Genomic DNA, 23,246 nt, shown 5'->3' with positions numbered 1-23,246 from the left:
TAAGGGTTAAAATGTGTAGCTAACAGAGGCGCGGAGCATACGGGGGCGGCCAACACCAATAAACTCGTTTGAATTTATGTTGTCGTATATATCTTCTAACACTTCGTCGGCCTCACCGTAGGTACCGAAGGTATCAAAGGCTTTATTGAATAGGTTTTCTATTCGTAAAGACGCTTGCCAGCCATTGCCGCTGTTATAACTTATGTAAGAGTCGACCAGACCATACCCTGAGAGTTGACGATTCTCATTGGCTTCGTCACCGCGAAAATACTGTGATGAGGTCACGGAAATGTCTGTGCCTATACGCCAATGGTCATTGAGCTGATAACTGACTAATAAAGCCGCTTGTTGTCTGGGCTGCCCGGGAATATCGTCACCGCGCTGTACTGCGCGATCTGGGCCTAACGGATTTTGTGGGCTAAAAGACGTAAATGGCGATTCGAACGTGGCCTTTAAATAACTCGCATTAATGCCAACAGACAGTGCGTTAAAGGTGTACTGCCATGCGAGCTCTACGCCTTGTCGACGGGTTTCGTCTACATTCACAAAGTACCCTTGAGAGGGCAGACCGCCAGCTTGTTGGAAGATGATGTCGTTGGCTACTTTTGAATGAAATACGCCCGCAGAGATGTTGCCGTAAGCCGTATACCAGTTGGCGTCGATCGATGCCGTTGTCACCTCCACTTGTTCTAGTGGCGGGTCGGCAACAAACCCGTTGGGCAAGCGGCAAGGGTCATCTTCATCGGCGCAGCTCAACTCAGCTGGGCTAGGTGTGCGGCTGGATTGAGCAATACCCATTTGTACATTCATCGATTCAGATTGATAAATCAGACCGGCTGAGCCGTTAAATTGAACAAAGGTATGATCGCCATTTAATGACCCTTCCCCTTCGTCAATTTGGTCCCGCATAAGAATGTGATCATGCGTGTATTGCGCCGCAAGTGACAGCTGCCATGCAGGGCTAAGCGCTATATTATCGGAAATGAAAACCGACTGATGACGGGTATCTACTTTTAAGCGAACCACGGCATCGTTGTCGTATAGACCTGTGCCAGATACCCCTCTGTCATCTGTCGCTGTGTCGTTTCTTAAAATGGCGAATTCGGTATCGCTGGAAAAATGTGTGTAGGAGTCGGACCAATCGATACCAAATTGCCAAGCATGCTGCAAAGAACCAGTGTTAGCTTCACCAGAAAGCTGAGCGGTAAGTCCGTAGCTACGGTTTTTGGTGCGGCTCGTATTAATGGTGCCGTCGAGCTCTTCTGCATCATCAGCCCATGCGTCTGGTAACGGTGCGCCTTCGGCAAGACCAACAAAGTGAACAGGATTCTCAGCGTCTTCTAACTCATCTTCTTCGTCGGTATCGCTATCCGTGTCGTTGTGTTCATCGTCATCATCATCGTCTTCTTCTTCTTCGAAACAAAGCGTGACGGCACCATTGAGATCACACGGCTCGTAATCACTGTCGTCGCCATTAAAGGTCACAATTTCATTGCTCCGCGAATAAAGGTTTAACGCCAATACCATGTCATTGTCGAGTGTTTGTTCATGGGACAAACTCATGAGGAATAGCTGGGTTTCTGTTTGGTCTGGTTGGGTGTAAACAGCGCTTCGGCCTTCATATGGAATTAAATCGACGGGGACTGCACCATTGCCAATCATGGTGTTGTTGTTACCTGCAATGGTGAAATGGGTTTCACTCAGGTTGGTTTTATGACTGATAACACCCAGCCCTTGTAATATGTCGGTGGGAGAGTGGTCGCGCCATCCATCTTCTTCGTAATAATTGACGTTGCCGTAGTAAGCCCAATTGTCTGAATGACCACCGGTCTCAATATTAACGCCTTGTTGGCCGTAGTTACCTGCGTTGAGATGGAGTTGTTGTTGGGTAAAGTTAAAGCCGTTTTTTGATTCAAGCAGCAAGGCACCGCCTAATGTGTTCCTACCATAGCCAGGTTGAGAGCCAGATACTAAAGAGACCGATGAAAATGCAGACGCGGGTAGTAAATCCCAATTAACGGTGTCGCCGAAGGGCTCATTAAATCGCGTATTGTTAAAAAACACAGAGAGACCTTGGGGTAAACCCAATAAAGGCGAAGCGGTAAAACCGCGATATTGCACGTCGGGTTGGAACGGGTTGTTTTGTACGTCATTAATACTGACATTGAGCAGCTTGTCATCCATGATGTCGGTGAGTGTATTGCCCTGACTTCTATCGAGAGCTTTACTGTCAAGCCTTTGATAACTCGCGCTTTCGATTTGGTCGCTGTTATCAGTGAGTGGCGTTGTGCCATACACAGTAACGGTTTCCATGTGTGCGTATTCGGCGTCATTGGCAAAAGCATGATGAACACTCAAGGCAACGGTGCTGAGAATAAATACTTGGGTTTGTAGTGTGTGGAGTGTGCGGCCCATTTTCCAACAACCTTTATGTTAATAAATTGTTTATGAAAATATAGGGGGCTTGCTTATCGAGGTGTATTCAACCTCTAGAGGGAATCGATGGTACTTTAGTACTACACATAAACGCTATTGTGTTTGTGGGCGTAAAAAAGGGAGCAACCGCTCCCTTTCCTATCTCAGACCAATGGCTTGGCTAGCTCTTTACTGCTTAACACCTTCAATGTGAAGTGTTAGCTCCACATGAGTAGAGGCGGGACCAAGGTTATAATCAATACCGAAGTCTTTCATTGCGATTGATGTTGTTCCGCTAAAACCTGCGCGGTAACCACCCCATGGGTCTTCGCCTTCGCCAATTTTTTCAGCGTCGATAACGATAGGTTTAGTCACGCCGTGTAACGTGAGATCGCCGTGTACGGCTAATTGACCATCGCCCTTGTCGATGACCTTGGTACTGACAAATTTTGCCTCTGGGAAGTCTTCGACAGCTAAGAACTCGTCGCCTTTGAGGTGTTTGTCTCGTTCAGCATGGTTTGAGTCTAGGCTTGTTGTGTCTATGGTAACGGTAATCTTACTTGCTTCAGGTTTGGCTGGATCGTAACTAAACTTACCACCAAAATCGTTGAAGCGCCCCGTAAGCCACGAGTAACCTAGATGTTGAATTTTAAAGTTTACAGAGGCGTGTGCGCCCTGAGTATCTATTACATAGTCAGCGGCATTGGCAGCCATAGCTGACACAGAAAGTAGTGCTGCTAGCGTTAAACGTTTCATGGAAGCTCCTTTATATTTAACGAGGTTTAATCATTTGAACCAAGGTGTTGTCTTTATCTAAGATGTGATGCTTTATCGCCGCTAGGCTATGTAATACGGCTAGCGCTATTAGGCTCCAAGCCGCGTATTCATGAATTTCACCGGCAATATCTTCTTGTCGAGGGAAAAACTCGCCAATGCTAGGCAAAGTAAACCAATTGAACACATCAATACCGCGCCCGTCTGCCGTCGAAATTAAGTATCCGCTAACGAACATGACTAAAAGTAAAACATAGATAGCGAGATGACCGACATGTGATAAGGCGATAATCATTTTTGTACCGTAGGCCGGCGGTCGAGATTTTATGGCGCGTAAGCCAATACGTAGCAGGGTGACAGCCGCTAAAAGTAAACCAATGCTTTTATGCCAGTGCGGAGCAACCCGATACCATTCACTGTAATAGGTCAGTTCAACCATCCATACACCAACAGCAAATAACCCCACCACACAGAGAGCGGTGAGCCAATGAATAACAATAATTGATAAAGGCCAACGGCTACGCGTGTTGTTTGCCATGACGAAATAAACCGAACTTTTCTGATTTCATACGTACAAAGTAATACATGGTGAGAAAAGGTTAAAGTCGATATATTCGAGCGTTTGATTCTATTTATTGGAATGAAACAAGGGTTAATCGAAATAATTTATCGGTACAATCGAATTTTTTGTCTCTAAAGCCAGTTGAAAATCCGTTCAGTAGGCGTAAATTAGAGATAAACGAGCATCAAAATATTTTTCTCGCTCGTATACTGAATATGAACATTACGTTACAGAGAGCCGTCTCAATGAGATATTTGTTGTTATTAGTCATTATGCTGAACCTGGTGCCCGCTAGCGCCAGTGAGCAAGATATGGCTGTTAGCATCAAATCTGGCCAGCGTGCGTTACTCGCGTTTGATTCAATTGCAACTGTTATTGAACAGGATGCAGTGGCTGACGAAGAGCAAGATGCACCAGACGGCATCACCACTTCAGTTACGCCGATTGGCGAAACCTACAATACCGAACTTTGCGTTCAACACATTGCTGTCGAGACTCAGCGAGTTTACAGCAGCGATACCATTCGTGGTCCGCCCTCTAACAACACCTTCTTAATCTAAACGTTTTTAATTGTTTTATTGATTGCCACACGCTGACGCAGCGGAGGCTAAGAAAGTGTTTTATGAGGAGTGCATCATGCATACTTTACCTTTATTCAAAACTGAATCTGTAGATAAATTAGTTTGGCCAGATGCTGAGGAATCAGTCAACCTTCGTTCACCTGCAATGAGCATATTCACTGATTTCAAAGAGCATATGCCTCTTGTGATTGACTGTCATGTGAAAGCCGTTGAGCTAGAGCGTTTGATGAAACAGTCACATGTGAAAATGAAGATTGTTTTGGATTACAACGCCCAGTTTTGTGGCATTGTGACATTGGCTGACCTTGATGAGCAGCATGTGCTTCAAAAAGTCGTACAGACAGGCGTGCCTCGTTCAGAGCTTACAGTGATGGACTTCATGCAGCCAAAATCTTCATTGCAATCTTTTGATTACCAACACCTTGCAGGTGCCACCGTCGGCGATATTGTCGAAACACTGAAAGACAATGGCAAAATGCATTGTTTGGTGATTGATAGAAACAACCATGAAATTCGTGGTGTGATAAGTGTGAGTGATATTGCTCGCGTACTTCGTGCTCCACTAGACATTCAAGCGCAGCCTTCATTCTCTGCCTTGTCTAGTGTGATTGCGGCGTAAAATCTCAAATCTGTTCCCTACCAGTTGAGTGTGATAGCCATTATGGCTATATGTTGTTTGGCGCTGTTTAACTTGGGTGGCAGCGCCCTTTTTCATACTATTGACTAATATTCTTATACCTATCTATCAACTACTTTTATAGTGGTTTGAGAGAGTGTAGAGGTTTTGTCATGGTTGAAGGACAAAATACTATTCATGGTGAGTTTTCCGTTAACATCAATCAAGATATTGTGGTTGTTGGCGCAAAAGGGCCATGGAATTTAGAATGTGTTGTTGAGTTCGGCAAAGAGTACGCTGCAAAAGCGAGCTCGTTGTTTGGTCAGAACTGGGCAGACATTGTCTTATACGGCGGCGAAAGCTTGTTCGTTCCCGATGCAGAAAGCCTGCTCAAATCTAAAATCGAAATTGCTATTCAGGCAGGGCTAACCCACGTAGCCATTGTCGTTGGTAAATCAACCGTGAAAACCATTGCACGCATGCAGATCAACCAGATTTATCGAGATTTGAATATTCATTATCAAATTTTCGACAGCGTTGAAGACGCCGCTACCTGGATTGGCGAGTTGGGCTTAAAGTTCGATAAAGGCATCGTAGAAAACGCCTTGAATACCATCGATGTACTGCAGATGGAAAGCTACTAACTGGTTATTTTATTTCGGCCGACTGCATCAGGCGAAGTGTTTCGTGTTTAACTTCGTCTAGCCCAGATTCCATCCACGGCTGTACAATAAACCAATAGGCGTATTTTTGCCCTAATACCAGACCGATAAGTTGGGTGTATTCCTCACCATCTTCTTGCCAGCTAAGTACTTTGAATGTTGAGTGACCGTGGTAATCATTAGTGAAGTTTTGCGCTTGTGAAATAGTTAAGTTTTGCTCGGGCACCATGGCTTGGTATTCTCGAATTAGCCCTTGCCAATATTGTTCAGAAGAATAACCCGATGGCTGTTCATCTACTGTCATCATGTACTCAAGTACATCGCCGTTCCAACCCAATAGTACTTCTTCGTTAGGATCGAATTCTTCGAAAATCTGAAATGTCACATCCATATCATCGCTTGGGCTAACAGTAACATGTTTACCAATTTTCCACTCGATTGCGTGGACGTGCGCGCTGCACAAAAACACCAACGCTAACCCGAATAACCACTTCATTTGAATTCCTTTTTCTCAATCACCTCACCACTGTATGTCTATCATGCCAGAATCGATGTTCTTGACAATTCTTTTCACAAATAAGGGGCTTTCGCCCCCTCTCTATTTATTGTGCTGACACCTTAATTTTTTCATGCCCTGTACTGGCTTGAAGCTCATCTTGGGTTAGGCGAAAATCGAGTTGTACCAGCAGAGCGGTTTGGCGTTGAGCTACACCGCCTTGAATACGTGGTTTGTATTGCCATTTTTTCAGAGCGTCGATTGCACTGGCGTCAAATGTGCCTTTGGGGAATGACTCGACAATTTTTATATTGTCTGTCGCGCCACTCTCAGTAATATCAAATTGTAAAACCACAGAGCCTTCAATGCCTTTTTTCGCTGCATCTTTCGGGTAAACGGGGTCAACACGCATGGTCGGTGCTGCTAGGTTTGCTTCTTGTTTTGGCGGCGGTGGTGGAACTAAATTGGCTAACGCGGTGTTGGCGGTTAATACACTGCCGAGCATTAACACGGCGACGCCAAGCATTTTGCTTTTGGCTACGGGCTGCTTGATTAAATTAATACGTTTTATCATTGTCGATTTATCTCCAAAGGTAGGGTACAGCGTGATGTTACGTAGTGAATGCTCAGCGCACTGCACAAGCGCCGTAGCATAGAGAACTTTTTCTGTTTTGGTTTTGTTTTGCAGCACCTTTGCATCGCAGGCTAACTCTTGGTTTATTCTGAATGCGCGCAAGGCCATCCACACCAAGGGGTTAAACCAAAATAGCAATGCTAAAACGAGCGCGAGTAAATTCCACAGGTGGTCGCGGTGTTGGTAGTGCACATACTCATGCTCCAAAATCATCGATTGCTGCAAGGCAGTAAATTGGCGCTCGAAGCCTATGGGTAACAGAATTCGCGGAGCGGCAAAGCCAAATAGCATGGGTGTAGTGGCAACACTCGATGTATAAGCGTTTTTATCGGCAAATTGAAAAGACGGTGTATGGGCAATCGAGGTAAACAATTTAAAATAATGGAATGCCACAAAAACAAAAATGATGGCGGCTCCTGTTCCCCACACAGTCAATAACAGATTTAATGAAGACACTTCCTTTACTGGGCTTACATTGACGATATAACGGGTGAAGCTTTCAGAGACAACCGGCAATAGGGTATGCGGTAGGTTATTGACTACTAAAACCAAAGGCACGAAAAGCCAGAGCTGATAAGCGAGCTTTGCGCCTAATTTTTCGGTCAGCATGCGCTCTGAAATCAAAGTTAAAATCAGTGTGATAGACAACACGGCCTGTTGTTGGATCAGCCAATCAATCATTGTCTTTTTCCCATTGTTGAATGAGTGCTTTGAGTTCTTCCACATCTTGTTTCGACAAGGCGTTTTGATTAGCAAAGCCCGCCACCATCGGGGCAATCTTGCCTTTGAAAAGACGACTTACAAAGCTGCTAGCTTCTTTCTTGGTGTATTCTTCACGAGCGATTAACGGGCTGTATAGGTATTGGCGTTGTTGTTTTTCAAACCCGAGTACTTCTTTCTTTACCAAGCGACCCAGCAGTGTTTTCACTGTTTTTTCGTGCCATTCTTTGCGTTGATTTAATCGTGCAATCACGTCGTTTGCCGTTGCGGGGAAGTCGTCCCAAATCACATCAAGAACGTCAAACTCTGCATTAGAAATATCGGGTCTTTGCTTTGTCACTTTGCTCACTCTTATATTGATTACAGTTGTAGTCTTTATTTAGATTACATATGTAATCATATATTGCAAGTGTTTATTTTTTCAACGTCGAAAGCGCAGGATGCCTGTGATGTGCGGTTCAGCTTTTTGGTGCTTTTGGGGGAAGGGAGAGGGCAAAATCAAGGCACCGATTAAGCCATTGTCGTAAGTCTTCTGTTTCTGCAATGCCTTCGCTATCAACAATAACAAAACCAGTTAGGGGTTTGCCCGTTATGTCCATTTCAGAGGTAAATGACTCTGTTAAAGCTTGTTCGTAGGCGTCAGCGCCTACTCTTGCCATCAAGTTTTCTCGAATAATACCGCAGCACATATTGCCAAATACCATAAAGCAAAGCCCCCCAAACATGCGCTTTTCGGTTAAATATGGGAGAGGGCCCAACACGTCTCGAATACGCTCGGCAAGCTCGAGATCAAAGGCCATTTGTCGGCCCCGTTGAAGCGCGTTGCTCCATGTCATCGATAAGAGCTACGCATTGGTCGACGGCAGTAATCGGGATCATATGCCCCCGATTTGGAATAAGGTGATGTACCGATGAAGGTAATTCAGACTTCAAAGCATTCATGTGGGTAGCAGGGTCTAAAATGGCATCATCTGCGCCATAAGCAATGCTAACAGGCACCTTAATCATGTGATATTGCAAGTACTGCTTATTAATACTGGGTTGCGACGTCAATATGTCTGCCGCCGCGCCAGCAAAGCTGCGGGTGTGCATTGAGTGAGCGCCGCCGTATGTTGTCGCGAAATCGACAGGCGTGGGATCGGGCGCAAAGATAGCAGTCATAATCTCAGCGCTTGTACGCATACGTACGGGTGTTGAAAATGTATGGGTAATAAAATATCGCAGCAAGGGGTTGGGAATATACAGTTTTCCCAATGGGCCTGGGGGCTTGTCTACAGGGGCAACTAATGGGCACAGCAAGGCAATCGCCCGACATACATGGGGGTATCGAGTGGCGAGATTGAGCGCAATGGCACCTCCCATGGAATGACCTACCAACAAGGCGTTATCAATACCTATTTTGGTCATCCATTCGTTGAGCATATCGGCTTGGGTATCAAAGTCAGCCGTCGTGCCTTTGTGTCGCAATGAATAACCACTGCCGGGGCGATCCACTGATATCACTCGATAAGTTTCGGCCAAGGTTTTTGCCAGTTTAGCAAAGTTTTGTAGATTACCAGACAAGCCGTGGATGAGTACGACTACTGGCCCATTCCCTTGTTCAGCCCAGTGAATTTCACCGCCTTTTACCGGTGTGATTTGCCCTATTGCGGGAAATTGTTTATCCAGCGTTTTGTTGGTTTTGGCGCTAAAAACGGCTGCTGCTAAGGGAATGAGTATCATCATTCCAACCACAATGACTATCCATAACATGGTGATTCTCCTGTTGTTACGTACAACACGTTTTCTTCAATAAGTGCGATGAATACCCGCACATTCCATATCAAAATTATTCAGGCTATACCGCTCTGCGATACATTATTTTCACTAGTTGAAAAAAGTGTCTTTGATTTCACGCCAACAATCAACACAAGAATTGAGGAGCCGAGGGTGAAAAGTCAACAATTTGAGCAATACGGTGAAGCGCTATCTTCACACGAGTATGCCATACCCACACCAAATGCGGGAGAAGTGATTATTGGGATCCATGCCTGCGGTGTGTGCCATAGTGACGTGCATGTTTGGGAGGGCTATTTCGACTTGGGCGGCGGCCATAAAGTTGATATGCGAGGTAGCCATCAATTGCCCTTTACCCTGGGTCACGAGATTGCCGGAGAAGTGGTTGCCGTGGGCGAAGGCGTCTCCCACGTAAAACCCGGTGAGCGTTATGTGGTTTATCCTTGGATTGGTTGTGGCACTTGCCCACTTTGTGCATCCGAGCAAGAACACTTGTGTCAGCGTCCTCGCTCTTTGGGCGTTGCCGTAGATGGTGGTTTCAGTAGTCATGTGGTGGTGCCAGATGAAAAATACTTGTTTCCATTAGGCGATTTGCCAGCAGAGCTTGCTTGTACCTACGCCTGTTCAGGTGTTACCGCATTCAGCGCAATTAATCGAGTGAAACCTGTTGTACAGCAACGTGAATTATTAATTGTAGGCGCTGGCGGCGTGGGACTATCGGGATTAGCAATGGCTAAAGCCCTACTCGACTGCACGATTATCGTAGCTGATATCGACCCAGAAAAACGTGAATTAGCGTTAAAAGAAGGGGCCGATGAAGTAATTGATCCGACTGACAGAGATGCCATTAAAGCGTTGCAAAAAGTGACCAAAGGTGGCGTTGCAGCCGCTGTCGATTTTGTTGGTTCAGACAAGAGCGCGGGCTTTGCGATGGGTTTGCTAAACAAAGGCGGCCACATGGTGGTGGTAGGGCTTTTTGGTGGTGCGATGCCGCTGTCTATTCCTATGTTACCACTCAAAGCACTGACAATTTCAGGCTCTTTTGTGGGCAGTTTGCAAGATATGAAAGCCATGATGGCACTGGTACACGAGGGCAAAATCAAGCCAATAAAAATCACTGAAAAGCCCATGTCTTGCGCCCATCAAACCCTCACCGATTTGCGCGACGGCAATATTGTCGGCCGTGTTGTACTAAAGCCTGAGTAAGGAGTCGAGCATGGACTTTTCCTACAGTGAGCGCGTAGAGGCGCTACGTGACCAACTACAACATTTTTTCGACCAATATATTTTGCCTCGCACCCAAGCCTATAGCAAAGAGGTAAAACAGGGGCAGTACCCTGTTTCTTTTATGGAAGACTTAAAAGCCCTTGCCCGAGAAGAAGGCTTGTGGAACTTGTTTCTACCGGGTCTGAAAGAGGATGAGCCGGGAACTAGGCTCACCAATTTAGAGTATGCGCCATTAGCTGAAATGATGGGGCAAGTGTCGTGGAGCGCCGAGGCCTTTAACTGTAATGCGCCCGATACGGGCAATATGGAATTGCTGCATATGTTTGCCACGCCTGAGCAGCGTGAGCAATGGTTGAACCCCTTGCTCGACGGCAAGATCCGCTCCTCCTTTGCGATGACGGAGCCTGATGTGGGCTCGTCTGACGCCACCAATATTCAAACTCTTATTCAAGATCGAGGTGACCATTACCTAGTGAATGGCCGCAAATGGTATATCTCCAATGCTGCTCACCCTAACTGCAAGCTGTTTATTCTCATGGGGAAAAGCGACCCAAACAACCCTAATGTGCATCGACAGCAGAGCATGATACTGATCCCGAAAGACACTCCGGGCGTTGAGGTGGTGCGTAATTTGTCGGTGATGAATCACACCAACCCCCACGGTCATTGCGAAGTGGTGTTCAAACAAGTACGCGTGCCCAAGTCGAATTTGCTCGGAGAGGAAGGTGCAGGCTTTGCTATGGCGCAGGCTCGCTTGGGCCCAGGGCGTATTCACCACTGTATGCGCAGCATAGGTCAAGCCGAACTGGCGTTGAAATTAATGATATCGCGAAGCCAAGAACGCAAAACCAACGGTAAATTTTTGTATCAACACGGTGCTGTCAGTGATTGGATTGCCCGTTCGCGTATTGAAATTGATCAGGCACGCTTGTTGGTATTGCGTGCGGCGTGGAAGATCGATCAAGTTGGTGCCAAAGGCGCTGCTGATGAAATTTCTCTGATCAAAGCCCAAATTCCAACTTTGCATACCACGGTTGTCGACCGCGCCATGCAAACCTTCGGGGCTATGGGTACAGGGCCTGATTTACCACTGGCAGATATGTGGACGCAAGGGCGCGCCTTGCGCTATGCCGATGGCCCTGATGAGGTGCACTTGCGCAAAATTGCGCGATTGGAGTTAAACAAAAGCCGTGAGCGTGGGGAGGATTTGTCTCCGTACTACTATCACGAAAATGAATTAATATGACTAAATATTGATTTGTTGATTTCGCATAGTGAAACAATATACTGATTTCAATGGTTTGTTTCGGGGGCGTTTCCCCCGCTATGCAGGATACAACAGCGATGAATATTAATTTTACCGAACAAGAGCTGGCGTTTCGTGATGAAGTGCGCGCCTTTTTTGACAATGAGCTGCCTGAAGCGGTTACCCTGCGCATTGAAAAAGGGCTGCGGATGGATAAAGACTCCCAGGTACTTTATCAACAAGCGCTACATGCCAAAGGCTGGGCAGGAGTTAACTGGCCGGTGGAATACGGCGGTACGGGGTGGTCTGCCACTCAGCGCTATATCTTCTTTAATGAAGCGGCGCGCGCAAAAGCGCCTCGAATCATACCTTTTGGCCTTAACATGGTGGGGCCAGTCATTTATTCCTTTGGTAATGAAGAACAGAAACAACGTTTTCTGCCCGATATTCTCGCCAGCAAAGTGTGGTGGTGCCAAGGTTATTCCGAACCCAACGCAGGCTCAGACCTCGCCGGATTGAAAACCCGCGCAGTACGTGACGGTGATCACTACGTCGTGAATGGGGTAAAAACCTGGACTACGTTAGGTCACTATGCCGAGTGGATTTTCTGCCTAGTAAGAACCAGCGACGAAGAGCGTAAACAGCAGGGGATCAGCTTTCTATTGATTGATATGGCGTCGCCGGGGATTACGGTAAAGCCGATTATCACCCTTGATGGTCGTCGCGAAGTCAATGAAGTGTTTTTTGAAGATGTACGCGTGCCAGTAGAAAACCTCGTTGGTGAAGAAGGCAAAGGCTGGACTTACGGCAAAGTGTTGCTTACTCATGAGCGAAGCAATATTGCCGGCGTGGCTTCCAGTAAACAGCGTTTGGCCGATATCAAAAAACTCATCGATACACCGCCAGCAGGCATTCCTAGCTTGAAACAAAATAGCGTTTTTATGCAGCGCGTGATGCAAACCGAAATTGAGCTTACCGCATTGGAATACACCGAGCTACGAGTCTTGTCGTCGGTGAGCACGGGCAAAGCACCTGGGCCTGAGTCCTCCATTCTGAAAATTAAAGGCACGGAAGTGCAGCAAGCGCTTGACGAGTTGCAACTCGAATTAGCGGGCATTTACGGCCTACCTTTTGTGCCTGACCAATACGACACCGATACTCCGGATGTGAGTATTGAACCGCGCTTTGCGCCGAATGCGGCACCGCACTACTACAACAACCGCAAAGTAACCATTTACGGCGGTACTAACGAAATTCAGAAAAACATTATCGCCAAGCAAGTGCTTGGTGTGTAGGAGGAGCAGACGATGGATTTTGCCTTTAACGATATTCAACAGATGCTCGAAGATAGCGCGAGCAAGTTTGTTCAAAATGATTATGGGTTTGAGACGCGCCAAAAGTTGGCTGAATCAGAACTTGGATACAGCAATGACAATTGGGCTTTGTTCGCTGAACTCGGTTGGCTGGCCTTGCCGTTCGAAGAACAGTACGGCGGCCTCGACGGCACACCGGTAGACATCATGGTACTGATGCAAACACTGGGTAAAGGCTTATTGCTCGAACCTTATGTTCCAACCGTGGTATTAGGTGGCAACCTGATCCAACGATTGGGCACAAACGAGCAAAAAGAAGCCCTGTTGCCTGCGATTGCTGGCGGCGAATTGAAGCTAGCTTTCGCGGGTTGTGAATCTCACAGTAATGATGTGGCAGATATTACCACGCACGTTGAATCAGCGGGTGATGGCTATGTTCTTTCGGGTAATAAACAAGTGGTACTACACGCTCAAAGTGCTGACAAATGGCTGGTTGCAGCTAAACAAAGCACTGGTGATGTTAGTGTGTTTTTGGTCGACCCCGCTGCGCCGGGTGTAACTATAAAAGCTTACCCCACCAACGATGGTGGTCGCGCCGCAGATATTGAATTTCATCGCGTGGAATTAGGCAACGATGCGCTGTTGGGAAGTACTGATGATGCTCAAGCTGCGATTAATGCGGTAGTGAATGACGGCATTATTGCGGTGTGTGCTGAAGCGGTAGGCTTAATGGAAAAACTGCAGGCCGCTACCGTGGAATACACCCGTGTGCGCAAGCAATTTGATGTGCCCATTGCGCGTTTTCAAGTGTTGCAGCACCGCATGGTCGATATGTTTGTTGAAGTAGAACAAGCCCGTTCTATGTTGTATTTCGGCGCCATTGCTCTGTCTGATACGACCCGCGAAGATCAAGCTAAAGCGCTGTCGATGCTAAAAGTGAAAATGGGCAGTGCGACGCGTTTAGTCGGCCAAACCGCGGTGCAATTACACGGTGGTATGGGCGTAACAGAAGAGCTAGACGTGGGCCACATGTTCAAACGGATCACCATGATCAACACCTTGTTTGGCTCTCACGATTGTCACTTAGACGCCTTAATTAAAGCCGAACAAGCCGCGTAGTAAGGGTTTGCTCAGTCCGCGCTTTTAAGGACGAAAGCGCGGCGTTTTCGCCCTTTTAATACTGACCTAAAGCCAATAAAAAAATAACCAGAGGTTGCCAATGACCAGAGAATGCATGGAGTTTGATGTAGTGATTGTGGGCGCTGGCCCTGCCGGTCTTAGTGCGGCTTATCACCTCAAGAAAAACGCCGACGACCAAGGCAAAGATATTGCCGTATGCGTGATAGAGAAAGGCTCAGAAGTGGGCGCGCACATATTATCCGGTGCCATCTTCGACCCCAAAGCCTTAAATGAATTAATTCCTGATTGGCAAGAAAAGGGTGCGCCCCTTAATACCGCGGTCACCAAAGATGAAGTCGTATTGTTGAAAAATGCGCAGGCCGCGACCCAAATCCCCAATTTTCTGATTCCCAAGCCCATGCACAACGAAGGTAACTACATCGTGAGTTTGGGCAATGTGTGCCGTTGGTTAGCTGAACAGGCTGAAGCCATTGGCGTTGAAATCTTCCCTGGTTTTGCCGCTGCTGATGTGTTGTACAACGACGATGGCAGTGTAAAAGGCGTACTTACCGGTGACATGGGCGTTGACCACGAAGGCAACCCGAAAGACGGTTATATGCCGGGTATGGAGCTGGTGGGTAAATACACTTTATTCGCTGAAGGGAGTCGCGGGCACTTGGGCAAACGCCTTATCGAGCAGTTTTCATTAGACGCTAACAGTGATCCTCAACACTATGGCATCGGCCTTAAAGAGTTATGGGACATCGACCCAGCGCTTCATCAACCCGGATTAGTGGTGCATGGTTCAGGCTGGCCCTTATCTGATGGCACTAGCGGTGGCTTCTTTTTATATCACGGCGACAATCACCAAGTGATGGTGGGTTTGATTATCGATTTGAATTATCAAAACCCTTATTTAAGCCCCTTTGATGAGCTACAGCAGCTCAAGCACCACCCTGACATTGCCAAATATCTCAATGGTGGCAAGCGCGTCGCCTACGGAGCCAGAGCCATTACCAAGGGCGGGTTAAACGCCTTGCCTAAAATGACATTCCCCGGTGGTTTACTGATCGGCTGTGATGCAGGCACATTAAACTTCGCTAAAATCAAAGGCTCTCATACGGCCATGAAGTCGGGCATGCTGGCGGCAGAATCCGTGCTTGAGGCACTGAATGCTGAACAGTCAAACACTGAGCTTCACGATTTCACTGCGCGCTTCGAAGGCAGTTGGCTATATGACGAACTCCGTCGCAGTCGTAATTACGGCCCAGCGATGCACAAGTTCGGCACCCTTGGTGGCGGCGCATTTAACTACATTGAGCAGAATTGGTTTAACGGCGCGCTGCCCATTCACCTTCGAGACAAAACTCAGGATTTTGCGCAGCTCCACAAAGCCGCTGACGCTAAACCAATTAACTACCCTAAACCCGATGGCAAGTTGAGTTTCGACAAACTGTCTTCGGTGTTTTTATCAAACACCAACCATGAAGAAGACCAGCCTTGTCATCTCACGTTAAAAGACGCCAGCATTCCTGTTGCGACAAACTTGCCGGATTACCAAGAGCCTGCTCAGCGTTATTGCCCTGCTGGGGTGTATGAAATAGTGGAAGAGGAAAGCGGGCCGAAACTACAGATAAATAGCCAGAACTGTGTGCACTGCAAAACCTGTGACATTAAAGACCCCAGTCAAAATATCACTTGGGTTGTTCCCGAGGGCGGTGGTGGCCCTAACTACCCGAATATGTAAGGCGTGATGATGAAAGACATAACACATATTGGCGTAGTGGGCGCAGGTGCAATGGGCAGAGGGATTGCCCAACTCGCAGTACAAAGTGGGTTAACGGTAACCTTGTTAGATCAAATGCCCGCCGCACTTGAGCAAGCACGAGAACAAATTCATGCCTAATGATATAGATACTGCTGTGAACCTTGGTTTGGGTTATCCCAAAGGCCCTTTGGCATGGGGCGATGAGTTAGGGCCGCAGCGCCTACTGAAATTACTTACCGGGTTGCTTGAGCAAACCGGCGACCCGCGATATCGGCCGTCACTGTGGTTAAAACGCCGCGCTTTGTTGGGCCTTTCACTCCTCGCACCCAATGCGTAAGCATGAATAATTAAAAGGAAACCGCTTATGTTAAACGCCTATATTTATGACGGCTTGCGCACTCCTATTGGTCGTTATGGTGGTGCTTTATCTTCCGTCCGACCTGATGATTTGTTGGCCACCTGTATGAGTACTTTATTGTCGCGTTCGCCTTTAGATCCTGCAAAGCTTGAAGACATTGTGATTGGTTGTACAAACCAAGCGGGTGAAGATGCGCGTAACGTGGCGAGACATGCCGCGCTTGTTGCAGGTATTCCGGTTAACGTGGCGGCGCAAACGCAAAACCGTTTGTGTGGTAGTGGCTTGTCGGCGTTAATTGAAGCCGCCCGAGCTGTAACCTGTAACGAAGGCGATTGGTTTATCGCAGGGGGCGTTGAGAGTATGTCTCGCGCGCCTTTTGTGATGGCGAAAGCTGAGCAAGCCTTCAGTCGGAGTCACACGGTATTCGACAGCACCATAGGTGCGCGCTTCCCCAATCCGCAAGTAGAGAGCTTATTTGGCGCTGATACCATGCCCCAAACTGCCGACAATGTGGCAAAACAGCTGGGCATTTCTCGCCAACACAGTGATGAGTTCGCGTATCGTTCACAACAAAAATACGCACAAGCAAAGGATGCGGGATTTTTTGAAGATGAAGTCATCGGCGTGCGCGTGCCGGTAGGTCGTAAAGGCGAAACTCTACTAGTCGAAGCGGATGAACATCCTCGACCTACCACCTCATTGGATAAGCTGGCGTCGCTCAAACCATTAAATCCAGAAGGTGTAGTGACTGCGGGTAATGCGTCGGGGGTGAATGACGCCGCAGCCAGTTTACTGTTGGGCTCAAAAGCTGCTGGAGAGCAATTCGGTATGGTGCCGCGAGGCAAGATTGTTTGCGCTGCGGTTGCTGGGGTAGAGCCAAGAGTGATGGGGCTTGGGCCGGTGGATGCCATACACAAAGTGCTTAAACGTACCGGCCTGAGTTTACATGATATCGACGTGATTGAAATTAACGAAGCCTTTGCCACCCAAGTGTTGGGCTGCTTGCATCAACTCGATATCGCTTTCGACGATAAGCGCGTGAACCCCAATGGTGGGGCGATTGCGGTTGGTCACCCGCTAGGTGCATCTGGCGCCCGCCTTGCGCTCACTGCATTACGACAGTTAGAAGCAACAGGCGGGCGGTATGCTTTAGTCAGCTTGTGTATTGGCTTAGGCCAAGGTGTGGCTGTGTTGATTGAGCGTAGCGCCTCTTAGTAAACTCAATCACAAATTACACCAAAGTAATTATCGTCATCACTAACTTGCATCAACGGGAATTGTTTAACTAATTCCTCATAATTCCATTCAGACGTGAGCTTTTTGTTGAAAAGTGCGCGCATATGATGAGGAGCTAGTTGAACACCTTCTGCTTGAAAGTATTCAATAAAACCTTGATTATCAGCGGGTGTGAAGTGCAGTACTTGACCACCATTTAAGTGAAACCTACCGAAGCCTTGAATGAAAAAATAAAGCGGATCAAGTTGAGGGTGTTCATCAATATTGAGAAGCTCTTTTACCGCTTGATATCGCTGAAAATTACCTGTTTTAGCGATGTCGTTCAGTATTCGGTAATCATTCTCGTCAGGCGTTAGAGGCATATGATTCATCCACACATCAGCTACCTCTGAAATAAGGAACTGCTTCTTTATTTCGAAGCTATCTGGCTGTGGTACCAAGCTGGCGTCAGACAATAGCGCCGTAATTTCTTCATTCGACAAACTGTTCGTATCCATCAAGCCTCTTGTCAACGCTAATATGACCACAGCTCTTTCATCTTTGGTCAGTTCTGGAATGTCCAGTTCTGATAGATTTAAGTCTTGGATTTCCGTGATATCGAATGAAATTTGCTTAGATAGGTCACTGACCACTTTCTTGACTTTCTGCATCCGGTTGAGTAGTGATGACGTATCTGGGGCAGTCATACAGTACTGATATTCGTAGGATTGTTTGATTTGAGAAACAAAATCCGATTCTTCATATGATTGCCACTCCGAGACAGGCTTTTGTCTAGATTCAAGCCACAATTCTCGACTTTGACATTGCTTGTATTGCGCCGAGCTCGTTTCAAAATCAGAAGTGCTATAAGGCAACGATAATTCAGAACTCGGTGGCTCTATGTCGTTGATAATTTGATATTGCACAGGTGTGTTGGTTTTTTCTAGCAGCTGAAGGCTTTGCTCTACTCTTAAACGACTCATATAGAATGGAAGTTTGAAAAAAACGAATGGTTCGCTACTTTGATTGAGATAAGCAACAAGTGATGCGATAGAAGGTGTTTGCTTGTTTCCATAGAGTTGCAGGTAGAGCGCATCCAATAATTGTTTTGCGAACTGATTGTCATACTCGTTTTCTTGCACAGTCAGAGATGGATAACGAGACATTAATGCGAGTGCGATTTCATTGCGCTCTAGTTTTACCGCAGACGTGATTATCGGCCCTATTGGCGATAGCTCGAGGTTTGATAATAAATCATCTGGGATAGATGCTAACACAGAGTCTATCTGCGCCAATATTGTTTCATCTGAAGCCTGGTCTTTAATCGATTGTTGAATACCTTTCAGATCAATAAAAGACCATACTCCACTGATTTTTTTAGAAAAGTCTGGTATTTCTTTGATATCACCAGCGGTTTTATCTCGAGTTTCAAAGTTTTCAAAAGATTCAGAAAAGTCTCTCGGTAAAGCAAATTGACGTAAACTAGCCAGGTGCTGTTTTACTGCTTCGTAGTATTTTACTCGTTGATACCACTTACGGGCGTCATACCAAGTGGTTTGTTGCCATAATGAATTGGCAATTTTATGTTTATCTTCCCCTAGAAAATAGGCTTGATTGGCAATGCGATTTGCATCATCAACTTTCGCTGACCACTGCCTCTGGACTTGTTGTTCGAGATCTAGGCATTCAGCATTAGTCAATGAATTAGTAGGTATTGGCGTCCAATCAAAGGAGGGTTTAGCTTCTGATGAGTTGGGATTAGCCGCATCAGTATTGCTTTTGGAGGAGGCATCATTTGCCTCTTTAACAGATAACACTGTAGACGACTCTTTGGGATCATAGACCAATAAAGCGACAATAGCGGCTAAGACTACTAAACCGATGAGTAGCGACGCACCCTTAAATACTCCCGACATTACAACACTTCCATTTGTTTAATGTGAACGAATAATCCTAACCTGATCAATGGTATAAATGCAAATTGACGTTTTTAGGTGAGGCTTTTATTCGAGCTGGAAAGGGGACTTTCTTTTCCTTTTGATGTCTGCTGGTGTACAAAACCAGCGAATATGTGTAGATTGAAAGTTATATTCCACTGTGTGAAACAGCTGTATTAAAAATCAACAATACAAACCACAACTGTTATGAATGATATTTTCGATTTACCCAGAAAAAAGCCCGAAGAAAAAGACCGTAAGTTTGTGGAAGCACTTGCCCGAGGCTTAGATGTACTGCGTGCATTTAGCCAACAAGGGGGAGTATTAGGCAATCAGGAAATTGCCAAGATCACAGGCCTGCCTAAACCGACGATTTCTCGTATGACCTATACCCTCAGCCAATTAGGGTATTTGTCTTATTCAACACAGCTGGAAAAGTATCAGCTTGATTCAGGCGTGCTAGCGCTGGGTTATGCTTACACGTCTAACCTGCAAGTACGGCGCATAGCAAAACCCATTATGGAAAAATTTGCTACACGAGCGAATTTATCAGTTGGGCTAACGATTCGTGAACGCTTGTCGATGTTGTACGTGGAGAATTGCCGTGGTGATGACTCTCAGGCTCTGCGCATGGAAGTGGGTTCAAGCCTGCCGATCGCCACTTCTGCTGCGGGTCGCGCCTATTTGGTCGGTTTGCCACAAGACGAACGCGACATTGTGCTGAAAGAAATTCAGGAACGCACTGAAGCGTCTCGTTGGGAAAGTATCAAAGCGGGTATTGATAAAGCCTTGGCGCAATATGAAGAGTTCGGCTTTGTCACGTCTTTAGGTGAATGGGATCGTGCCGTGAACAGTGTGGGTGTGCCACTGCAACTGCAAGATGGGCGTGTATTAGCTCTAAACTGTGGTGGCCCTGCTTACTTGGTAAGCGAAGAGCTTGCTAGTTCGACTCTGGGGCATCAGTTGGTGCATGTTGCCCGTGATATCGTGGCGACAGGGGTGTAAACCATCTCTAATAAGGGGCTACTCGCCCCTTATTGATTATTAGGAGCCTTCAAAGGCTTCCATGTCTTTGCGTTTGTCTATTTTGTGTTGATCTTCCGAACGCCCTTCGCGCCAATAGCTGCTGATATATAGTTTGTCTCTCGCCACATCGCGCTCTTGGGTGAAGTAGGTGCGCAAAGCTCGCATCGATGAGAATTCACACGCCGCCCACACTCCGGGTGTACCTTGTTGCCAAGGTACCGCTTTTACCACATCCACTAGATTCTGACCCTCATCTTCAATCGCATAGTGGATTTTCACGCCTTCTGGTTTGGTGTACTCAATGGCGTCGTCGGCGGTCAGCACCGACAAAACAACATGACCTTGGGTGTGTGCTGGCAAGGTTTCTAAATAGCTGGCAATTGCAGGTGTTGATGTCATATCACCGGCGAATAATACCCAGTCATATTCACTTGTCAGTGGTTTTGAACCGCCTGGACCACCTAATAGAATACTGTCACCCGGCTTAGCCGTTTGTGCCCAATGGGAAGCCGGGCCGGCCTCGGCACCTTCGCCGTGTAAAACCATATCCACCACGAGCGTGCGGGTCGCTTTGGTATACTCACGCACCGTATAAGTTCGCAATAGAATGGGGTTATCATCATCGGGTTTCGCGGTGAGTGGTTCGCCGTAATGATTAAACATAAATTTGATGTACGCACCAGGCTTTATGTCTGGGAAGTCTTCGAGGGCGTCACCACTCAGTGTCAGGCGTTGCATATTGGGTGAGCGTTGTTCTTTGCTGACAATGGTGACTAATCTAGGATTGATTTTACCTTTTGCGCCTCGTTGGGGCGCGGTGTTGACTTGATTCATAGTCTCACCTTTTTCTCTTTTCATTTAATATTCACGATAAATTTTAAATGATAATTATTATCAAATAAAATTCCTAAAATAAGATAATGAATCCCCAATTATTCTATTCAGTAGAATGTATTTGGTTTTTAATGAGACTATTTATCGATTCTATGGGATTAAATGTGTTTCTCACGATCAGACAACATACGGTTTCGTTGTTGAAGTAATGTCTCTAACCAGTCAATAAATACACTCAGGCGTTGATTGGTTTGCTTTCTTGAAGGGTATAGCAAAGAGACAGCCATAGGTGCAGCTTCATACTCGCTGAGAAAACTCACTAACTCTCCTGAGCGCAAATAAGGCTCGATACCAATAAGCGGAATTTGCGCGATGCCCAACCCGTGCAAGCATGCTTGTAAATAGTTGTCTGTGCCACTAACGGTTAAGTCACTCTTCATAGCGAGGCGCTTTTCTTGTCCGTGTTCTTCATACTCAAAATACGCAGTTTGGCTTTGCATATTCGGTAAATAATCGATGAGTTTATGGCGCGACAAACTGTCCAATGTGTCGGGGAGGCCATATTGGTCTACATAGCTCTGACTGACACAGTTGACAATGCGATAACGGGTTAAGGGTTTCATCAACAAATTACTGTCTTGCACTTGTCCGACTCTAACTACAGCGTCGACCCCCTCTTTGACAGGATCTATGCGGTAATCGGCGTGACTAATTTTGAGTTTGATATTGGGATATCGGTTAAACCAATCTGCTAGTGCTGGGATCACCAAAGTACTGGCGAAACGACTCGGCATATCAAGGCGTAGTTCTCCCGCTAACTTGGTTTGTTGATGCTGGTAATGGCTTTCCAATGCGTCGATTTCGGCCAGAATGTCGCGACTAGCCCGTAGGTAGTGTTCGCCATCAGAAGTAAGAGAAATACGCCGGGTACTGCGATGAAATAGGCGTATACCCAGCTGTTTTTCTAGCTGCTGTACCGCTTCAGATACGCTGGATTTAGGCAGGCCCAATTGCTCCGCAGCCCGGGTGAAACTGCCTGATTGCGCAACGGCGATAAAACGTGTCATTGCGGTAAACTTATCCATTGTGACTGCCTATTGTTCGTTAATTCCAAACAATCATAGCGGATTTGGCGTGTTTATCTAAGCTAATGTGTTCACTACTCTTGTTGTCGTGTTTTCAATCAGCAAAAAGTGAGACAAATCATGAATCAAGTAGTGTTAGTGACAGGGGGCAGTCGAGGCTTAGGGGCGAACACCGCATTGGCGTTGGCTAAACAAGGTTTTGATGTTGTTATTACTTATCAAGCCAACGAACAGGCGGCGTTGAAAGTGGTTGAGGAAATTCGCAATATCGGCCAAAAGGCCGAGGCAATGGTACTGGATGTGGGGATTGCTAATGCATTCGGCGCCTTTGCTCAAGAGCTACAAACTCTGTTAGCCACGCGTTTTGATACTACGCAGTTACACGGCTTGGTGAATAATGCAGGCATGGGTATGAATCATCTGGTTGCTGATATGGAGGAAGAGGTTTTTGATGAACTCTACCGAGTGCATGTAAAAGGCAGCTATTTTCTTACTCAAGCCTTGTTGCCCTTATTTTCCGAAGGCAGCAGTATTGTGAATATTTCGAGTGGTTTAGCGCGCTTCAGTTTTCCCGGATACAGCGCTTACGCCATGATGAAGGGGGCTGTAGAAGTGATGACGCGATATATGGCGAAAGAGTTTGGTAGCCAAGGCATTCGCGTGAACACCTTAGCGCCAGGCGCGATTGAAACCGATTTTAGAGGCGGTGAAGTGCGCGACAACAAGCAGGTTAATCAACTCATTGCGTCGGTGACTGCGCTAGGACGAGCAGGTGTACCTGATGACATTGGTGGCGCGATTGCGTTTTTAATGACCGACGCCTCGCGTTGGGTGAATGCACAGCGAATTGAAGCGTCGGGCGGTATGTTTGTTTAACGCACG

At 46.7% G+C, this 23,246-nt stretch carries 24 protein-coding genes; 13 read left to right on the top strand and 11 right to left on the bottom strand.

From position 1 onward, the window contains the following. Positions 1 to 6: 6 nt before the first annotated feature. The 3 genes from ACXAH6_RS03845 to ACXAH6_RS03835 form a co-directional block, all read right to left on the bottom strand. Positions 7 to 2,415 (bottom strand): TonB-dependent receptor, encoded by a 2,409-nt coding sequence (locus tag ACXAH6_RS03845; RefSeq protein ID WP_474875316.1) that lies wholly within the window; start codon positions 2,413 to 2,415, stop codon positions 7 to 9. Positions 2,416 to 2,604: 189 nt separating this feature from the next. Beyond that, positions 2,605 to 3,171 carry a YceI family protein gene (locus ACXAH6_RS03840; protein WP_474875315.1) on the bottom strand — a complete coding sequence of 189 codons (567 nt, stop codon included), beginning with the start codon at positions 3,169 to 3,171 and terminating at the stop codon, positions 2,605 to 2,607. Positions 3,172 to 3,187: 16 nt separating this feature from the next. Then, the gene (locus ACXAH6_RS03835) at positions 3,188 to 3,727 is read right to left on the bottom strand and encodes a cytochrome b (RefSeq protein WP_474875314.1); all 540 of its coding nucleotides are present in this window, start codon (positions 3,725 to 3,727) and stop codon (positions 3,188 to 3,190) included. A 269-nt stretch (positions 3,728 to 3,996) separates the two neighbouring features. Between ACXAH6_RS03835 and ACXAH6_RS03830 the strand changes: the two genes are divergently transcribed. From ACXAH6_RS03830 to ACXAH6_RS03820, 3 genes are all read left to right on the top strand, one after another. Continuing rightward, on the top strand, positions 3,997 to 4,311 hold the full coding sequence (locus tag ACXAH6_RS03830) for a hypothetical protein (protein ID WP_474875313.1): 315 nt from the start codon (positions 3,997 to 3,999) through the stop codon (positions 4,309 to 4,311). Between the two features lie 76 nt (positions 4,312 to 4,387). After that, complete coding sequence (locus tag ACXAH6_RS03825) at positions 4,388 to 4,951, top strand: CBS domain-containing protein (protein ID WP_474875312.1); 564 nt, start codon at positions 4,388 to 4,390, stop codon at positions 4,949 to 4,951. Positions 4,952 to 5,121: 170 nt separating this feature from the next. Further along, positions 5,122 to 5,592, top strand: coding sequence for a hypothetical protein (locus tag ACXAH6_RS03820; protein WP_474875311.1), 471 nt, complete (start codon positions 5,122 to 5,124; stop codon positions 5,590 to 5,592). Between the two features lie 4 nt (positions 5,593 to 5,596). Here ACXAH6_RS03820 and ACXAH6_RS03815 read toward each other — a convergent pair whose 3' ends face one another. The 5 genes from ACXAH6_RS03815 to ACXAH6_RS03795 all read right to left on the bottom strand — a co-directional run bounded on the left by ACXAH6_RS03815 (position 5,597) and on the right by ACXAH6_RS03795 (position 9,212). Continuing rightward, a complete protein-coding gene (locus tag ACXAH6_RS03815; protein WP_474875310.1) occupies positions 5,597 to 6,106 on the bottom strand; it encodes a hypothetical protein in 510 nt (169 codons plus the stop codon). A 106-nt stretch (positions 6,107 to 6,212) separates the two neighbouring features. After that, positions 6,213 to 7,421 (bottom strand): M56 family metallopeptidase, encoded by a 1,209-nt coding sequence (locus ACXAH6_RS03810; protein ID WP_474875309.1) that lies wholly within the window; start codon positions 7,419 to 7,421, stop codon positions 6,213 to 6,215. Continuing rightward, positions 7,414 to 7,800 (bottom strand): BlaI/MecI/CopY family transcriptional regulator, encoded by a 387-nt coding sequence (locus tag ACXAH6_RS03805; protein WP_474875308.1) that lies wholly within the window; start codon positions 7,798 to 7,800, stop codon positions 7,414 to 7,416. Before ACXAH6_RS03805 ends, ACXAH6_RS03810 begins: the two co-directional genes overlap by 8 nt. A 118-nt stretch (positions 7,801 to 7,918) precedes the next feature. Next, a complete protein-coding gene (locus ACXAH6_RS03800; protein ID WP_474875307.1) occupies positions 7,919 to 8,260 on the bottom strand; it encodes a TfoX/Sxy family protein in 342 nt (113 codons plus the stop codon). Beyond that, positions 8,250 to 9,212, bottom strand: coding sequence for an alpha/beta fold hydrolase (locus ACXAH6_RS03795; RefSeq protein ID WP_474875306.1), 963 nt, complete (start codon positions 9,210 to 9,212; stop codon positions 8,250 to 8,252). Before ACXAH6_RS03795 ends, ACXAH6_RS03800 begins: the two co-directional genes overlap by 11 nt. Before the next feature lie 177 nt (positions 9,213 to 9,389). On the opposite strand from ACXAH6_RS03795, the gene ACXAH6_RS03790 reads away from it, so the two are divergent. The 8 genes from ACXAH6_RS03790 to ACXAH6_RS03755 all read left to right on the top strand — a co-directional run bounded on the left by ACXAH6_RS03790 (position 9,390) and on the right by ACXAH6_RS03755 (position 17,482). Continuing rightward, positions 9,390 to 10,442: an alcohol dehydrogenase gene (locus tag ACXAH6_RS03790; RefSeq protein WP_474875305.1), complete on the top strand. Its 1,053-nt coding sequence runs from the start codon at positions 9,390 to 9,392 to the stop codon at positions 10,440 to 10,442. A 10-nt stretch (positions 10,443 to 10,452) separates the two neighbouring features. Then, positions 10,453 to 11,709 (top strand): acyl-CoA dehydrogenase family protein, encoded by a 1,257-nt coding sequence (locus ACXAH6_RS03785; RefSeq protein ID WP_474875304.1) that lies wholly within the window; start codon positions 10,453 to 10,455, stop codon positions 11,707 to 11,709. Between the two features lie 98 nt (positions 11,710 to 11,807). Beyond that, positions 11,808 to 13,004, top strand: a complete 1,197-nt coding sequence (locus ACXAH6_RS03780) for an acyl-CoA dehydrogenase family protein (RefSeq protein WP_474875303.1) — start codon at positions 11,808 to 11,810, stop codon at positions 13,002 to 13,004. A gap of 12 nt (positions 13,005 to 13,016) precedes the next feature. Beyond that, entirely contained in the window at positions 13,017 to 14,141 is a 1,125-nt protein-coding gene (locus ACXAH6_RS03775; protein ID WP_474875302.1) for an acyl-CoA dehydrogenase family protein, read from the top strand. A gap of 100 nt (positions 14,142 to 14,241) precedes the next feature. After that, positions 14,242 to 15,888, top strand: a complete 1,647-nt coding sequence (locus tag ACXAH6_RS03770; RefSeq protein ID WP_474875301.1) for an electron transfer flavoprotein-ubiquinone oxidoreductase — start codon at positions 14,242 to 14,244, stop codon at positions 15,886 to 15,888. 6 nt (positions 15,889 to 15,894) lie between these two features. Next, on the top strand, positions 15,895 to 16,047 hold the full coding sequence (locus tag ACXAH6_RS03765; RefSeq protein WP_474875300.1) for a 3-hydroxyacyl-CoA dehydrogenase NAD-binding domain-containing protein: 153 nt from the start codon (positions 15,895 to 15,897) through the stop codon (positions 16,045 to 16,047). Next, complete coding sequence (locus ACXAH6_RS03760; RefSeq protein ID WP_474875299.1) at positions 16,040 to 16,246, top strand: 3-hydroxyacyl-CoA dehydrogenase family protein; 207 nt, start codon at positions 16,040 to 16,042, stop codon at positions 16,244 to 16,246. Before ACXAH6_RS03765 ends, ACXAH6_RS03760 begins: the two co-directional genes overlap by 8 nt. 27 nt (positions 16,247 to 16,273) lie before the next feature. Beyond that, on the top strand, positions 16,274 to 17,482 hold the full coding sequence (locus tag ACXAH6_RS03755; protein ID WP_474875298.1) for a 3-oxoadipyl-CoA thiolase: 1,209 nt from the start codon (positions 16,274 to 16,276) through the stop codon (positions 17,480 to 17,482). A gap of 5 nt (positions 17,483 to 17,487) precedes the next feature. Here ACXAH6_RS03755 and ACXAH6_RS03750 read toward each other — a convergent pair whose 3' ends face one another. Further along, complete coding sequence (locus ACXAH6_RS03750) at positions 17,488 to 19,398, bottom strand: hypothetical protein (RefSeq protein ID WP_474875297.1); 1,911 nt, start codon at positions 19,396 to 19,398, stop codon at positions 17,488 to 17,490. 228 nt (positions 19,399 to 19,626) lie between these two features. On the opposite strand from ACXAH6_RS03750, the gene ACXAH6_RS03745 reads away from it, so the two are divergent. After that, on the top strand, positions 19,627 to 20,424 hold the full coding sequence (locus tag ACXAH6_RS03745; protein WP_474875296.1) for an IclR family transcriptional regulator: 798 nt from the start codon (positions 19,627 to 19,629) through the stop codon (positions 20,422 to 20,424). Positions 20,425 to 20,463: 39 nt separating this feature from the next. Here ACXAH6_RS03745 and ACXAH6_RS03740 read toward each other — a convergent pair whose 3' ends face one another. Both ACXAH6_RS03740 and ACXAH6_RS03735 read right to left on the bottom strand, forming a co-directional pair. Then, positions 20,464 to 21,279: a siderophore-interacting protein gene (locus ACXAH6_RS03740; protein WP_474875295.1), complete on the bottom strand. Its 816-nt coding sequence runs from the start codon at positions 21,277 to 21,279 to the stop codon at positions 20,464 to 20,466. A gap of 158 nt (positions 21,280 to 21,437) precedes the next feature. Continuing rightward, entirely contained in the window at positions 21,438 to 22,364 is a 927-nt protein-coding gene (locus tag ACXAH6_RS03735) for a LysR family transcriptional regulator (RefSeq protein ID WP_474875294.1), read from the bottom strand. 120 nt (positions 22,365 to 22,484) lie between these two features. Here ACXAH6_RS03735 and ACXAH6_RS03730 point away from each other — a divergent pair, with 120 nt between their 5' ends. Continuing rightward, on the top strand, positions 22,485 to 23,240 hold the full coding sequence (locus ACXAH6_RS03730) for an SDR family NAD(P)-dependent oxidoreductase (RefSeq protein WP_474875293.1): 756 nt from the start codon (positions 22,485 to 22,487) through the stop codon (positions 23,238 to 23,240). Positions 23,241 to 23,246: the final 6 nt, after the last annotated feature.

This window comes from Alteromonas sp. ABE4_545, from assembly GCF_056161325.1.
Note: the sequence above shows the minus strand (reverse complement) of the source record. Positions and strands in the feature narration are given on the sequence as shown.